Source organism: Streptomyces sp. NPDC005811 (assembly GCF_040630405.1).
GTDB lineage: Bacteria > Actinomycetota > Actinomycetes > Streptomycetales > Streptomycetaceae > Streptomyces.
On record NZ_JBEXXK010000064.1, the window covers coordinates 37913 to 52602 of the forward strand.

General features: G+C 72.5%; 12 protein-coding genes. 2 read left to right on the forward strand and 10 right to left on the reverse strand.

Annotated elements, in window-relative coordinates:
- Both ABZ490_RS43985 and ABZ490_RS43990 read left to right on the forward strand, forming a co-directional pair.
- Positions 1-2757 carry a tetratricopeptide repeat protein gene (locus ABZ490_RS43985; protein WP_359003684.1) on the forward strand — a complete coding sequence of 919 codons (2757 nt, stop codon included), beginning with the start codon at positions 1-3 and terminating at the stop codon, positions 2755-2757.
- A gap of 450 nt (positions 2758-3207) precedes the next feature.
- Positions 3208-3453 (forward strand): DUF3761 domain-containing protein, encoded by a 246-nt coding sequence (locus ABZ490_RS43990; RefSeq protein WP_359003687.1) that lies wholly within the window; start codon positions 3208-3210, stop codon positions 3451-3453.
- Between the two features lie 110 nt (positions 3454-3563).
- On the opposite strand, the gene ABZ490_RS43995 is transcribed toward ABZ490_RS43990, so the two are convergent.
- From ABZ490_RS43995 to ABZ490_RS44040, 10 genes are all read right to left on the reverse strand, one after another.
- Entirely contained in the window at positions 3564-4616 is a 1053-nt protein-coding gene (locus tag ABZ490_RS43995) for a phosphotransferase (protein ID WP_359003689.1), read from the reverse strand.
- A 319-nt stretch (positions 4617-4935) separates the two neighbouring features.
- A complete protein-coding gene (locus ABZ490_RS44000; protein ID WP_359003691.1) occupies positions 4936-6063 on the reverse strand; it encodes a glycosyltransferase in 1128 nt (375 codons plus the stop codon).
- Between the two features lie 72 nt (positions 6064-6135).
- A complete protein-coding gene (locus ABZ490_RS44005) occupies positions 6136-6924 on the reverse strand; it encodes an SDR family NAD(P)-dependent oxidoreductase (protein ID WP_359003694.1) in 789 nt (262 codons plus the stop codon).
- A gap of 42 nt (positions 6925-6966) precedes the next feature.
- Positions 6967-7719, reverse strand: coding sequence for a 5-deoxy-glucuronate isomerase (locus ABZ490_RS44010; RefSeq protein WP_359003697.1), 753 nt, complete (start codon positions 7717-7719; stop codon positions 6967-6969).
- Positions 7716-8831, reverse strand: a complete 1116-nt coding sequence (locus tag ABZ490_RS44015; RefSeq protein ID WP_359003700.1) for a Gfo/Idh/MocA family oxidoreductase — start codon at positions 8829-8831, stop codon at positions 7716-7718. Before ABZ490_RS44015 ends, ABZ490_RS44010 begins: the two co-directional genes overlap by 4 nt.
- Positions 8828-10018, reverse strand: a complete 1191-nt coding sequence (locus ABZ490_RS44020; protein WP_359003704.1) for an amidohydrolase family protein — start codon at positions 10016-10018, stop codon at positions 8828-8830. The genes ABZ490_RS44015 and ABZ490_RS44020 overlap by 4 nt, the downstream gene beginning before the upstream one ends.
- Positions 10015-11247: a glycosyltransferase gene (locus ABZ490_RS44025; protein ID WP_359003707.1), complete on the reverse strand. Its 1233-nt coding sequence runs from the start codon at positions 11245-11247 to the stop codon at positions 10015-10017. Before ABZ490_RS44025 ends, ABZ490_RS44020 begins: the two co-directional genes overlap by 4 nt.
- A gap of 11 nt (positions 11248-11258) precedes the next feature.
- The gene (locus tag ABZ490_RS44030; protein WP_359003710.1) at positions 11259-11996 is read right to left on the reverse strand and encodes a polysaccharide deacetylase family protein; all 738 of its coding nucleotides are present in this window, start codon (positions 11994-11996) and stop codon (positions 11259-11261) included.
- On the reverse strand, positions 11993-12988 hold the full coding sequence (locus ABZ490_RS44035; protein ID WP_359003713.1) for an NAD-dependent epimerase/dehydratase family protein: 996 nt from the start codon (positions 12986-12988) through the stop codon (positions 11993-11995). Before ABZ490_RS44035 ends, ABZ490_RS44030 begins: the two co-directional genes overlap by 4 nt.
- Positions 12985-14250 (reverse strand): nucleotide sugar dehydrogenase, encoded by a 1266-nt coding sequence (locus ABZ490_RS44040; protein ID WP_359003749.1) that lies wholly within the window; start codon positions 14248-14250, stop codon positions 12985-12987. Before ABZ490_RS44040 ends, ABZ490_RS44035 begins: the two co-directional genes overlap by 4 nt.
- Positions 14251-14690 lie beyond the last annotated feature (440 nt).

Consider the following 14690-nt stretch of genomic DNA (forward strand, 5'->3'; position numbering starts at 1 on the left):
ATGAGCGACGCCAGCCAGGGCAGCGCGACCAACAACGCGATCAACGGCGGGATCTCCTTCCACGCGGTCATCCAGGGCCGGGACATCACCGTGCAGCTGCCGCCGACGATCACCCCGGCGTTGTCCGGGCTGCCCGCCCCGGCCTCCGCCTTCACCGGCCGGGACCGGCACGTCGAGCAACTGCTGGCGGACCTGGCCCCCACCACAGGTGGCGGGGAACGGCAGCGCACGGTACTGGTGAGCGCGGTGTCGGGACTGGCCGGCATCGGCAAGACCGAACTCGCCGTCCAGACCGCCACCCAGGCCCTCACGCAACCGGACTGGTTCCCCGGCGGGGTGCTGTTCACCGACCTCGCCGGCTACGACCCCGAACGCCGCCTCTCCCCGGAACGCGCACTGGAAGGCCTGCTGCGCGCCCTGGCCATCCCCGGCGAGCACATCCCCAACGGACTGGAGGACCGGCAACGGCTGTACCGCAGCGTCCTGGCCGCCTACGCCCGCGAGGACCGGCGCATCCTGGTGGTCGTCGACAACGCCTCCACCACCGGTCAGGCCGCCCCGCTGCTGCCCACCGACGGCACCACCGCCGCCCTGGTCACCTCCCGTCACACCCTCGACGGCCTCGACGCCCGCCTCCACGACCTCGACACCCTCGACGAAACCGACTCCACCGCCGTGCTCGACCAGGCCCTGCGCCACGCCCGCGGCCCCCACGACACCCGCGTCACCGACGCCCCCCAGGCAGCCACCTCGATCGCCCGCCTGTGCGCAGGCCTGCCGCTCGCCCTGCGCATCGCCGCCGCCGTCCTGGCCGCCGCCCCCACCAGGCCCGCCGCGTCCCTGGCCACTGCACTGCAGGCCGAACACACCCGGCTGGACAAACTCGCCCGCCCCGACCGCGCCGTACGCGCCGCCTTCGACCTGTCCTACCAGCACCTCCCCCCCGACCAGGCACGGCTGTTTCGCCTGCTGCCTCTCAACCCCGGCCCCGACCTGTCCACCCACGCCGCCGCCCACCTCGCTGGCACCAGCCCCGACCAGGCCGAGGAACTCCTGCAACACCTCGCCGAAGCCCACCTGATCGAACCCGCCCTGGCCTGGGGCCGCTGGCGCATGCACGACCTGGTCCGCCTCTACGCCGACAACCACGGCCACACCTATGCAAACCATGATCAACGTGACAATGCCCGCACCCGCCTGTTCACCCACTACCAGGACACCACCCAAGCCGCCAACACCCACCTGGATACCCTTCCCGGCCCCCGCGCCCCTCAATTCGCCAACCGCGCCGCTGCCCTGGAATGGCTGGACGCCGAACACGTCAACCTGACCGCCACCGTCACCGCCGCACCGGCCTTCGGCCACCCCACGACCAGCACCTCCCTCGCCTTCGCTCTCGCCGCATACCTCGACTACCGCCGCTACTTCGACGACGGGATCACCCTCAACACCACCGCCCTGACCCTGTTCCGGAAGCTTGGCGACCGCCACGGCGCAGGCACGGCACTGGGCAACCTGGGCACCGTGCTGGGGCAAGTGCGGCGGTTCGCAGAGGCCATCGACGCCCACACCCAGGCAGCCACCATCTTCCGCAAGCTCGGCGACCGCCACCGCGAAAGCACTGTGCTGAACAACCTCGGCGTCGCCCTGCGGGAAGTTCGGCGGTTCGAAGAAGCCATCGACGCCCACACCCAGGACCTGGTCATCTGCCACGAGGTCAGCGACCGCCACGGCGCCGGCGCTGCGCTGACCAACCTCGGCCTCGCGCTGCAGGAAGTTCGGCGGTTCACAGAGGCCATCGACGCCCACACCCAGGCAGCCACCATCTTCCGCAAGCTCGGCGACCGCCACCGCGAAAGCCAGGTGTTGACCAGCCTCGGCCTCGCGCTGCAGGAAGTTCGGCGGTTCGAAGAGGCCATCGACGCCCACACCCAGGGCCTGGTCATCTTCCGCGAGCTCGGCGACCGCCACCTCGAAGGCCAGGTGCTGAACAACCTCGGCGTCGCCCTGCGGGAAGTTCGGCGGTTCGAAGAGGCCATCGACGCCCACACCCAGGCAGCCACCATTTTCCGCAAGCTCGGCGACCGCCACCGCGAAAGCCAGGTGTTGACCAGCCTCGGCCTCGCGCTGCAGGAAGTTCGGCGGTTCGAAGAGGCCATCGACGCCCACACCCAGGCAGCCACCATCTTCCGCAAGCTCGGCAACCGCCACCGCGAAAGCGCGGCGCTGAACAACCTCGGCCTCGCCCTACAGGAAGTTCGGCGGTTCACAGAGGCCATCGACGCCCACACCCAGGCAGCCACCATCTTCCGCAAGCTCGGCGACCGCCACGGCGCCAGCGCGGCGCTGACCAACCTCGGCCTCGCCCTGCAGAAGGTTCGGCGGTTCGAAGAGGCCAGCGACGCCCACACCCAGGGCCTGGTCATGTGCCACGAACTCGGCGACCGCCACCGCGAAAGCCAGGTGCTGAACAACCTCGGCCTCGCGCTACGGAAAGTTCGGCGGTTCGAAGAGGCCATCGACGCCCACACCCAGGCAGCCACCGTCCTCCGCGAGCTCGGCGACCGCCACGGCGTCGGCGCTGCGCTGACCAACCTCGGCCTCGCCCTGCAGAAGGTGCGGCGGTTCGAAGAGGCCATCGACGCCCACACCCAGGCAGCCACCATCTTCCGCGAGCTCGGCGACCGCCACCGCGAGAGCGCGGCGCTGACTTTCTGGGCAATTGCATACAACGAACGCTGGCTGAAGCGGAGCTGAGCGCCTTCCGTCCCGCTGGCCCTGCCCGGAAGTCTCGTCCGCACAAAACAAACTGCATGGTGTCAATCACGGCGTCCGAGCACAGCTGATCGGCAGGTGGACAACAGGCAACACAAACCCGTTCACGGCAATGTATTCCGCGCCCCAGTCTCGCGTCAGCGTCCTATCCGGCAGTAGTTGGCGCCAAGCTCGGGCGAGCAACGGCTCGTCGGAGGTGTTAGGGCCACACGGCTCATTGGCGCGGCACCGCCCGGTCTCGCGAGCCGAACACTTGGGGCCATGCTCTTGGAATCGATCACAAGGGCTCGACCGGATGTTCTGGCGGATCGAACCCCCGGTGTCCGTTCGGCTACGTCCGTCACGGCCTGGCGACCGGCGCCGGCATCTGCCGCGTAAGGACGGGCCGACAGCGGATGATCGGGTCTCCGGTTCTACGAAAGGGGCTCTTGAATGCTGGCCAGGTTGAAGGGGGCTGTGACGGCGGTCGTCGTCGCAGGGGCGCTGCTGGCACCGGTGGCATTGGCGTCGGAGGCAGCGGCGGCGACATGCGCGCGGCACACGACCGGGGTGTGCAAGGCCAACAGCCCGCATCCGCGCGGCGCGACGGCGAAGTGCAAGGACGGCACCTACTCCTACAGCACCCACTTCCGCGGCACCTGCTCCGGCCACCGCGGCGTGAAGTACTGGTACCGGTAGGACCGGGGACTTCACGTCCCGCCCCGGCCGGGCAGCCGGGGCGGGCCGCACCTCATCCGGGCCGACGGTTTCCCGGAGCGGTGCCGTCCGGGGCTGCCGACTCCCTGCGGTCAGTGCATGTGGAGAGCGCCCGGGTAGGGGCGTCCTTCCAGGTACGCCTGCATGCTGGCCAGGATGCCGGCGATGCGGTGCGGTCCCCAGGAGGCGACGTCGGCGTTGACGGGCGCTGCGGCGGTGACGAAGTTCAGGATGAAGGCATCGCGCAGGAGCAGGTAGGGCTCCAGGAGGCGGGAGAAGTCGGCGGGCAGGGGGCGTACCCGGGTGTAGCCGTCCAGGTAGGCGTGGGCGAATTCTTCGTAGGCGCCGGGTTCGGTGGCCGCGATGCGGTGGACGGAGGACAGGACGGTGGCGATGTCGAGGAGGTAGTGGCCGGTGCCGCAGTCGTCGAAGTCGATGATGCCGACGCCGCCGTCGGGCTGGGCGATCATGTTTTCGCGGTGCAGGTCGCCGTGGATCCTGCCCCGGTCGGTCGGGCCGCCTTCCTCGAGGGCCGGGGTGATCAGCTCGGCGACCTTGCGCAGTGCGGCGGTGCCGTCGGCGCCGAGCTGCTCGTGGGCGCCCGGGCCGGTGAGGGCGTGGCCGTGGTGGAGGATCGTCTGCGCGTCCCAGACCGGCCGGTCGAAGTCGGGCAGGTGCACCGTGGCCGCGTGCTCGTGCAGGCGGGCGGTGGCGGTGCCCATCTTCTGCGCGACGCCGGGCTGCCGGTAGGGGGGTTCTGCGGTGCCGGGGAGCCAGTGCAGCAGGGCGAGGGTGGCCGGTTCGTCGTGGTCGGGGACCTCGATGGGGACCACGTAGTGGCCGCTGGTGGTGGTGACGGGATCGGGAACGGCGACCGTACGGGCGCCGGTCAGGCTCTCCAGCCAGCGCATCTCGCTGCGCTGCTGGTGGGCGGGGCGTCCGTCGCGGACGGACAGGCGGGCGACGAAGGAACCGTCGCGGTCCGGCGGAGTGACCCTCCAGACCGCGTTGTCCTCGTACTGCTGGACCTCCACTGCCACGGCAGCGCCGTCGAGCGCGTAGTGCTCGGTCAGTGCGGCCCGCGTCAGCCGCTCGAGCAGGGCGAGCTGCGCGGCGTGGGAGAGGTCGTGGGAGAACGTCGGCACAGGCTTCCTCAGTGGTCGGCTCGGAGGTTCAGGCGGGTGGTACGACGGCCCGTTCAGGCGCGGCAAGGGCTGGGCTGTTCGGGATCGGTGGGGTCGGTCGGCAGCGTCGGCGCAAGGTGGCCTGGATGGCTGTTGTGGTCTTGGTCGCGCTACGGGGACGGTCCGGGGCAGATGCGGCGCCCTTTTCCGACGCTATCAGGAGGATGCAGTCATTCCGGATTCTTTTCCCGCTCCTCATGCCCGCCTCCGCTGGAGTGCGGAAGCCACCCCAGGGGAAAGAGGAACTGCTGGCCGCACAGGCGGTCTTGGAAGCGGCTGTTCACCGGCTTGGGCTCCTTCCGGCGTCGAGGACGGACTGGTGCGGGAGCGTGCCGGTGGGGGCGACGATGCCGAGGAAGGCGTGGGTGTAGCGCTCCCATTCGCTGTGGAGGGTGCTGGTGTCGGGCTGATGGGGCCGGGGAGCGTCGAGCAGGGCGAGGAGATGGTGGGCGAAGGCGGTGGTGTCATCGACGGGGACGAAGGCGGCCGGGGATGTCGCGGCGCCGTCGCGGTGGCCGGGGATGTCGGTGAGGACCAGGGGGAGGCCGTGCTGGCGGGCTTCGAGGACGGAGATTGGCACTCCTTCGAAGCGGCTCATGGAGACGAAGCCGCGGGCGCCGGCCAGCACGCTGTCCACGAGGTCCTTGCGCCAGACGGCGCCGAGCCAGATGACACGGTCGGTGATGTTCAGGCGGTCGGCGAGCAGGCGCAGCGGGATCGTCTGGTCTCCGTCGCCGATGATGACGAGGCGGATGTGCTGGTCGGTCTGGTCGACGACGCGGGCGAACGCCGCCAGGAGGGCGTCGTGGCCCTTGTGGGGGTAGAGGCTCTGGACCGCGACGACGTAGGGGTCGGCTGCCCAGGGCCAGGGCGGGGGTGCGAGGGTGGTGCGGGGTTCGGTGGCGTTGGTCAGGGTGCTGACCTTGGCGGCGGGGACGCCGACGTCGTCGAGGAGGAAGCGGGTGGAGCGGCCGCCCACGGCCACGATGCGGTCCTCGGCGCGTGCCAGGGTCCGGTCGAGGACGTTCTTCGCACGGGTGCTCAGGTGGGAGTAGTCGGAGTGGCAGAAGCGGATCACGGTGCGGGCGGTGTGCAGGGCCGGGCGGATCGAGGGGTAGAGGCGGCCGTCGCCGAACTGGAGCAGCACGACCTGGCCGCGCACCAGGCGGGCGAGGAAGGCGTGGCGGGCCAGGCGGCCCGGGGGCGCGGTCACGAGCCGGGCCCGCGCCGGGAGTTCGGCGACGAGGGCGTTGTCGCGGCCCGGTTCCAGGACGCAGACGGTGACCTCGCATCCGGCGTCCAGCAGGATGCGGACGTGTGAGAGCAGGACGCGCTCCAGGCCGCCCACGGTGAAGTGGCGCAGGATCATCACCACGTGGCGGCGGTCGGTCGGCTGGGTGGTGGGCATGGCGGTCTCCCCGGGGGCTGGTAGGGCGGGCCGGGGGGCGTGAACGGGGCCCCGGCCCGGAAGGGGGTGGGGTCAGTGGGTGCGGTGGACCTTGTGCTGGGCGGCCTGGGCGAGGGGCCGTATCTCCATGAGGTCGATGTCGACGTGCGCGGGACGGGTGGCGCACCACACCACGCACTCGGCGATGTCCTCGGGGGTGAGCGGGTTGTCGACGCCCTGGTAGACGGCGGCGATGGCAGCGGGGTCGTTGTGGAAGCGGGTCCGCATGAACTCGCCGCCGGCTTCGTCGCCGCGCATCATGCCGGGGGCGATCTCGGTGATGCGGACGGGTAAGCCGTTCGTCTCCAGGCGCAGGGTCTGCACGAGCGCGGTCAGGGCGTACTTGCTGGCGGCGTAGGCGGCGCCGCGCTCGTAGGGGACGCGGCCGACGGTGGAGCCGATGAACTGGACGTGGCCGTGGTGGCGGATCAGGTGGGGCAGCAGGGCCTGGGTGGTCCGGACGGCGCCGATCACGTTGGTGTCGTAGGTGGCGCGCCAGTCGGCGAGGTCGCTGTCGGCGATCGTGGCGGCGTGGGTGGGGATGCCGGCGTTGTTGACCAGCAGGGTCAGCGGGACGGGGTGGGAGGCGACGGTGCGCTCCAGGGCGGCCACCGAGTCGGCGTCGGTGACGTCGAGCTGGTGGGTGGTGATGCCGCTGTCCGCCGACGGGAGGGTGGTCAGTCGGCGGGAGGCGGCGATGACCGTGTATCCGGCCTTCTCCAGGGCCTGGGCGGTGGCCTGGCCGATGCCGACGCTGGCGCCGGTGACGACGGCGAGACCGCGCTGCGGCGAAGAACTGGTGGTGGAGAACGGTGTGTTCACAGGCTTTCCCTTTCTGGCAGCGGACGTGTCCAGGGCGTGCAGTCAGGGAGTGAGGAGCCAGGCGTGGGCGGGGTCGGTGTGCAGAGCGAGATGGGTGTCGGTGTCGCCGTGTGCGGCCCACAGGTAGTAGAGGTCGTGTCCGGCCGCGGCGGCGATGGTGTGGTAGCCGCCGGGGACGGCGGCCAGGGTCGTGTCGGTGAGCACCGTGGGGCGGGCGTCGTGGACGGTGTCGTCGTAGGTGAGCAGGACCCCGAAGCCGGTGGCCGGGCGGACCCGGAAGGCGAACGCCTCCTGGAGCTCCGTCTCGGCGGGCGGGTTGCTGTGCTGGTGGCGGTGCGGCGGGTAGGTGGACCAGCGGCCGTCGAGCGCGAGGGTCTCGCCGAGCAGCAGTCCGGCGGTGCGTGGCGGGGTCAGCAGGGTGGTGACGTGCCGCTCGAACGAACCGTGGCCGCGGACCTCCCGTTCGGGTGCGGTGATCGCGGTGGGCTCCGTGCTCTCGGGCGGTGCGGCGGTGACCGGCGCGTGCACCTCAACGGCGTCGGCGCCGTCGGGGCCAGCGGTCAAGCCCGCGGCCGTGTGGGATGGGAGGTACCAGCCGGTGGCGGGCGCGGCGAAGGGGTCGGTGCGCGCGATGGTGTGTTCGCCGTCGGGCAGCGTGGTGGTGAGCCGGCCGCGGAGCAGGACCAGCGCGCTCTCCTGCCCGGGGCGGGCGGTCAGGGCGAGCTGTGCGCCCGGGGCAAGCCGGTGGTGGGTCAGGTCCAGGCCGTTGGGGGTACGGACGGTGGAGGGGGTCATCGTGGCTCTCCGGATATGTGGTGGAGCTGGGGCACCGGCAGGCGGCGAGCCTGGCGGCTGGCCTCGTACATGGCGGTGCCGGTGGCGACGGCGAGCGCCGCTTCGGTGGCGGTGGCGAACTGTGTTGCGGCTCCGGCGTGTTGGCGCAGGGTGTGGGCCAGGGCGCTGAGCATCCGGCGGTCCGCTCCCGCGTGGCTTCCCTCCTCCCGGAGGATCTGCCGACAGCTGCCGGCGTCGCCGTCGGTGGTGGTGCGCAGGTGCACGGTGTGGGGGCCGGAGCGGGCGTCGTAGCGGACGGTGCAGACGCCGGCGGTTCCGCGGAGGGTGCAGGTGTAGCCCTCGGTGGGTGCGTCGGTGGTCAGGGTGTAGCGGGCCCTCGCACCGGAGGCGTACTCGATCAGGGCGCTGAGGGTGTCGTGGATGTCGGCGTCGCCGGGGACGCCGTCGGCGCCGGGGAAGTAGTTGCGGCGGGCGAGTTCGGCGGTGACCGCGGCCGGTTCGGAGCCGAGCCACCAGGCGAGCAGGTCGAGGTGGTGGGAGGCCTTGGTGACTTCCAGACCTCCGGAGGCGGCGCGGGTGCGGTGCCAGCGGGTGAAGTAGGAGCGGGAGTGCGAGGCGTTGAGGGTGTAGCGGAAGTCGGCGCCGGTCACCGTGCCGATGTGGCCATCCGCGAGCAGGGCGCGGACGTGGGTGTGGAGGTTGGTGAAGCGCAGGTTGTGGCCGACCAGCAGCCGCCCGCGCGAGACGGTGTCGGCGTGGACGAGGGCGAAGGCGTACTCGGTGGTGGTCGCCAGCGGCTTCTCCACCAGCGTCGCAACGCCTGCGGCAAGGGCCTGTGTCGCGTAGTCGTGGTGGGTGGCGTCGGGGGTGGCGACGATCACCAGGCCGGGCCGTTCGTGCGTGAGGATGTGGTCCAGGTCGTCCGGGTGGGCGGCGGCCGCGCCCGGCAGGGTGGCGGCCACCTCGCGGGCGGCTCGGGCGTCGGTGTCCACCACGGCGAGCGCGGCCGCGGGCCGTTCCTGGCGGGTTGGCGGTCCTGCCAGCCAGGGGGCGTAGACCTTGCGGGTGCGCCGTCCGGCCCCGATCAGCACCACCCGCAGCACCTCGGTCACCGGAGGGGTTCCGCAGCGGTCGCGGTGAGCGGGTGCCCGGCGAGGATGACCTGTCGCACGTTCAGGTCGGCGTCGAGCAGGACGACGTCGCCGTCGGCGCCGGGCAGCAGGCTGCCCTTGCGCGGGTAGAGGCCGGCCGCGCGGGCGGGGGTGGCGGTCGCCATGGTCAGCACGTCCTCGACTGCGGCGCCGGTCATCTCCTGCATCCGGGCCACGCCGGTCGCGAGTGGGGTGACGCTGCCGCACAGGCTGGTGTGGTCGGTGGTGGCGGCGTAGCCGTCGTGGACCTGGCCGCGGCTGGCCCCGGTGCGGAACGTGCTGCCTGGGGGCAGGCCCATCCCGGCGGTGGCGTCGGAGACCAGGCACAGCCGGTCCGGTCCCAGGCAGCGCAGGGCGATGGTCAGCAGGGCGGCGGGCAGGTGGTGGCCGTCCGCGATGACTTCGCCGGTCACCGTGTCGGACGCGAGCGAGGCCTCCAGCAGACCGGGAACGCGGTGCAGGGCGGGGCGGGTCAGCGCGGACTGGCCGCTCCACAGGTGAGCGAGGTGGCTGAGGCCGAGCCGTCGGGCCCGGGCCAGATCCTGGGCGGTGGCCGCGCTGTGTCCGGCGGACACGCGGACCCCCGCCGTCGTGAGGTAGGTGGTCAGCGCGTCGGCGCCCGGGAGTTCCGGCGCGAGCGTCATCATGCGCAGGCCCTTCGGCAGCGGCGTGAGCTCGGCGAGGAGCTGCCCGGGCGTGCGCAGGTGGTCGGGGTCGTGCGCGCCGCGCTGGCCGTGGGCCAGGCACGGGCCCTCGAGGTGGACCCCCGCCAGCGTGGGGTGGGCTTCGGGGCCGGATAGCAGCGTGGCGGCGGTGGCCAGCGCGGCGGCCGTCCGTGCCGGGGAGGTGCTCGCCAGGGTGGCCAGGACGGTGGTCGTGCCCACGGCCAGGTGGGTGTCGAGCACGGCGTGCCAGGCGGCGGGCTCGGGCTCGGTGAAGTCGTGGCCGGCCGCGCCGTGGACGTGGATGTCCACCAGGCCGGGGGCGACCAGCAGCCCGTCGGCATCGACCGGCACCGGACCGTGCACGCAGGTATCGCGGACGACGCCCTGGCAGATCACCACATCACCGCCGCCCCGGTGCCCGGGCGCGGCATGGACCAGGCCGGAGCGGACGACCGCACACCCGGCGCCGGACCGGGCGCTCACCGCGGTCCTCCCGGTGCGGCCGCGGCCGCTGCGGTGGTGCAGGCGCAGACGGTGCCGTCCGGGCCGCCGGGCAGATGGCGGTCGTACGCTGTGCCGTCCCAGAGGAAGCGGGTGCCGTCCGGGACCAGCGGCTCGGTGAGGGCCAGCGCCACCGCGTCGTTCAGCGCGCCGCCGAGGGCGTCCGGAAGATCGACCTTGCGCAGCAGGCCCAGCTCGTGCAGACGCCGGGCGTGGACCAGCTGCTCGCTCTCCCTGATCTGGCGGGGGATGGCGAGCGTGTTGGCCCGGGTCGCCAGGACCTCCCCCAGCATGTTCGCCCCGGCCGCGCCGACGAACAGATCCGCCGCCCGCATCCACGGCAGCAGGTCCGGCTCGTACGTGCGGATCTTCACCCGGGGGTCGTCCTGCCACAGCTGGCGAAGTGCCTTCTGGTCGGCGGGCTCGAGGTAGGGGCCGGTGACCAGCAGGGCCCGGTCGAACAGGTGGCGGCGGCCGCGCAGGGCCGTCGACAGGGCGCGCCACAGGTCGCCGGCGCCCTGACCTCCGCCCATCGCGGCGACGACCAGCCGTTCGTCCGCACCGGTGCCGGTCTGCGCGCGGGCCTGGTCGCGGGTGAGGGTGCAGGGCTCGGCGAGGTAGCCGGTGTAGTGCAGGCGGCCGGCGGCCTCGGGCGGGATGTCGTAGTAGTCCGCGAGGTCGAACACTTCGGGGTGGGTGTGCACGTTGAACTGGCAGTAGTGGTCCAGCACCCACGGGCCGCGGCCGTGCCGGCCGAAGTACTTGCGCGCCGTCTTCTCCTTGTCGAGCAGCACGCCGCGCAGGCTGAGGACGGCGTGCTGCGCGTACCGGGCTTCCAGTGCCGGCACGAGTTCGTCATCGGTGCCGCGGGGAATGTGGTCGCTCATCAGGACTTCGGGCCGGTAGTGGCGCAGGAACGCGGTGATGAGGTCGGCCCTCACCCGGTGCAGTGCGGGGGTGTCCATGGCCAGGCGCGGGCGCAGGTTCCAGCCGTCGGGGTCGTCGAAGTTCGCGAAGGAGGGGATCTTGACGACGTCCACCTCCGGCGGGAGGAGGTCCAGGCCGCGGTAGGCGCCGGTGATCCCGGCGATCGAGTACGGGTACTCGGAGCGCAGGAGGTAGCGGGCGACTTTCGCGGTGGAGGAGGTATGGCCCAGGGAGCGGCCGTTGTGCCAGTACAGGGCGACGGTGCGGGCGCCGGGGTTCGTCATCGGCGGGCTCCTCAGAGGGTTGCGCGGGTGAGAATGTCGGCCGCGCGGGCGGCGCGCTGCGCGGCGGCCGGGTCGGCGGGACTGTCCAGGGCCGTGCGGAAGGCGTGCAGGCTCCAGCCGGGGTCGACCTGGATCCGGGACAGGGCGTAGGGGTGGCTCAGGTCGGGCTGATGGTGTTCGTCGGTGGCCAGGGCCAGCGGGTACAGGGCGGCGACGGCGCGCTGCACGCGCGGGTCGTAGGCGCCGTAGGGGTAGGCGAAGGTGCGCGGCTCCCGTCCCAGCAGGCCGGTCAGCGTCTCGTGGTCGCCGGCCATCTGCCAGGCCAGCGCCTGGTCGCTGAGGCCGGTCAGCCTGCGGTGGGTGTAGCTGTGGGCGGCGATGCCCCGCCCGGACTCCGCCCACGCCCGCACCTGGTCGAGGTCCGCCATCTCCTGCACCGTGTGCGGCACGTGGAGGGGCCGGTCGGCGGTGAGGTAGCCGCCGCACACCGCCATCAGTGCGGGCAGACCGTGCCGTTCGAGCACGGGCAGTGCGGTGGTGATCGTGTTGGCGTAGCCGTCGTCGAACGTGATCAGCACGGCGTTCTCGGGCAGGGGCCTGCCGGAGGCGAGCATCGTGTGCAGGTCGTCCTCGGTGACCGGCGTGTACGGTCCGTCGGCCAGAAGTTCCATCTGCTCGCGGAAGCGGGCGGGGGGCACGGCCATCGGGCCGGGCAGGTCCTCGATCAGGTGGTACATCAGGATCTTCACCGGCCCCTCCCCCGGTCGTCGCCGTGCGAACGGGCAGGATCCCGGCGTTGGTTCTGGTGCCAGGCGACGGTGCGTTCCAGGCCCTCGTGCAGCGCCACCGCGCTCACGTGGGGGAACAGGTGGTGCAGCCGGTCGGGGTCGGCCTGTGAGTGGGCGACGTCCCCGGGCCGGGGCGGGGCGTGTTCGACCCGCACCGGTGCGCCGAGGACCTGGTCCAGGAGGGCGATGACGTCCAGCAGTGAGGTGCGGGTGCCCAGCGCCAGGTTGACCGGCCACGGCGTAGCCACCCGGCGGGTGATCGCGGTGGTGATCACCTCGCACGCGGTGTCCACGAACGTCAGGTCGCGGGTCTGGGTGCCGTCGCCGTGGACGGTGACGGGCCGGCCGGACAGGGCGGCGTCGATGAAGGCCGGGACGACGGCCGCGTAGGGGTGCCCGGCCCGCTGCCGGGGCCCGTAGACGTTGAAGAACCGCAGTGGCAGCACCTCGAGTCCGTAGCAGGCGTGGTAGGCGCCGAGGTACGCCTCCGTCGCCAGCTTCGAGACCGCGTACGGGCTCAGCGGCATCGCCCGGCTGGTCTCCCGCTTGGGCAGCTCCGGCTGGGCGCCGTAGACGGACGACGAGGACGCCGCCGCCACCAGCGGCCCGCCGGCTCGGCGCGCGGCCTCGAGGGCCTGGAGCGTGCCGGTCGCGTTGGCGTGGTGGGTGGCCAGCGGGTCGGCCACCGACCGGGGCACGGACGGCAGCGCGGCCAGATGCACCACCGCGTCCGCGCCAGCGACTGCGTCCTCGATCAGGCCCGCGTCGAGGACGCTCCCCTGCCGGAAGTCGGTCTGCGTCAGGTCCTCGCCCAGCAGGCTGGTGCTGCCGGTCGACAGGTCGTCCACGACCGTGACCCGGCCGATCGCGGGATGCCGCAGCAGCCAGGAGACCAGGTTCGACCCGATGAACCCGGCGCCGCCGGTGACGGTGACCCGCAGGGCGCCGGTCACAGCTGTTCCACCACGGCCGTGGCCGTCCGGCCGGCCAGCCGTCCCCGGCAGTCCAGCACGAACGCCGCACAGGTGGCCACCAGGTCGTAGTCGAAGACGTCGTGGTCGGTCAGCACGACCACGACGTCCGCGGCCGCCAGTTCCTGCTCGCTCGTCGGCACCAGGCTCAGCCCGCCGACCGCCGATGCGTCGACGAAGGGGTCCGCCGCGCGCACCAGCGCGCCGTCGGCCTCCAGCAGCCGGGCCACCTCCATCGCGGGGGACTCGCGCAGGTCGCCGCTGCCTGGCTTGTAGGACAGACCCAGCAGCAGCACCCGCGTGCCCGGCAGTGTCCGGCCGCGGGCGGCGAGGTGTGCGTGCACGCGGTCCACGACGTGGGCGGGGCGGGCGGTGTTGATCCGCCCGGCGAGGTCGATCAGCTGCGAGCCCCGGCCGCCGCGGGCCTGCGCCGCCCACCACGACAGGTAGACCGGGTCGATCGGCAGGCAGTGCCCGCCGACCCCAGGGCCTGGGGTGAAGGGCATGAACCCGAACGGCTTGGTCGCCGCCGCGTCCAGCGCCTCCCGTACGTCCAGCCCGGTGTCGTGGGCGACCTCCGCCAGTTCGTTGACCAGCGCGATGTTCACCGCGCGGAAGGTGTTCTCCACCAGCTTCGCGAGCTCCGCCTCCTCGCACCGGCTCATCGGGACGACGACGTCGACCAGTCCGGCGTAGAAGGCGGCGGTGCGCTCCCGCGAGGTCTCATCGATGCCGGAGACGAGCTTCGGGGTCGTCTCCAGCGTCCAGGCCCGGTTGCCCGGGTCGATCCGCTCCGGGGAAAACCCCAGCGCGAAGTCACGGCCCATCCGCAGCCCCGACTCTTCTTCCAGCACCGGGCCCAGGACCGTGCGGGTCGTGCCTGGGTAGCTGGTGGACTCCAGCACCACCAGCGCGCCCTGGCGCAGATGACGGCCCACCGTCCGGCCGGCCGCGACCACGGACGACAGATCGGGTATGCCCTCGCGCAGCGGCGTCGGCACCGCGATCACCGCGACGTCGAATCCCGCCACGGCCTGCGGGTACGCGGTGGGCCGGTAGACGCCCTGCCGCAGTAGCTGACTCAGCTGCGCCGCGGTGACGTCTTCGACCGGCGACCGGCCGGACGCCAGGTCCTCGATCCGTCGCGTATCGGTGTCCAGCCCGACCACGCGGTGGCCTGTCTGCGCGGCACGTAACGCCAGCGGCAGACCCACATAGCCCTGGCCGACCACCGCGACCCGCAATGACGCCGGGCGGGCGGCTGCGAGTGCGGGCACCAGCACACCGGCCGTGACCGGCGTGCGCAGGGCCGCCGGTGTGGAGACACTCACCATCAGCTGCTCCTCTTCGTATGGGGCGGTCGTGCGACGCGGCCGGATCCGCTCCGCGCCGGGAGAGCCGCGCCCGGTCAGGCGATGGGGAACGAAGGGCGACGGGCAGGAGCCCTCACGGCAACGCGGAGCCCTCGAGGTTCGTCGCCCTGTGCCGCCCGGTGCCCGGAGACGGGCCAGGCGCCGGGCCGCACGTTCTTCAGGAAACCTGAGCCGGCTGGCGTGGTGGAGGCGCACAAAGGGGGCCAACAAATCGCAGGCTGTGTCCGGGTGTTCCGCACCGGCCTGCCCGGCCTACGCTCGTGCCCATTCCACGGCTACGGGGGCCGTGGTCCCCGACACCATGGGGGCTC

What these genes read in the sequence shown, in the direction of transcription:
- ABZ490_RS43985 (WP_359003684.1), top strand. Translation starts at nt 1, where the DNA reads ATGAGCGACGCCAGCCAGGGCAGCGCGACCAACAACGCGATCAACGGC.
- ABZ490_RS44000 (WP_359003691.1), bottom strand. Translation starts at nt 6,063, where the DNA reads ATGCCCACCACCCAGCCGACCGACCGCCGCCACGTGGTGATGATCCTG.
- ABZ490_RS43990 (WP_359003687.1), top strand. Translation starts at nt 3,208, where the DNA reads ATGCTGGCCAGGTTGAAGGGGGCTGTGACGGCGGTCGTCGTCGCAGGG.
- ABZ490_RS44010 (WP_359003697.1), bottom strand. Translation starts at nt 7,719, where the DNA reads ATGACCCCCTCCACCGTCCGTACCCCCAACGGCCTGGACCTGACCCAC.
- ABZ490_RS44025 (WP_359003707.1), bottom strand. Translation starts at nt 11,247, where the DNA reads ATGACGAACCCCGGCGCCCGCACCGTCGCCCTGTACTGGCACAACGGC.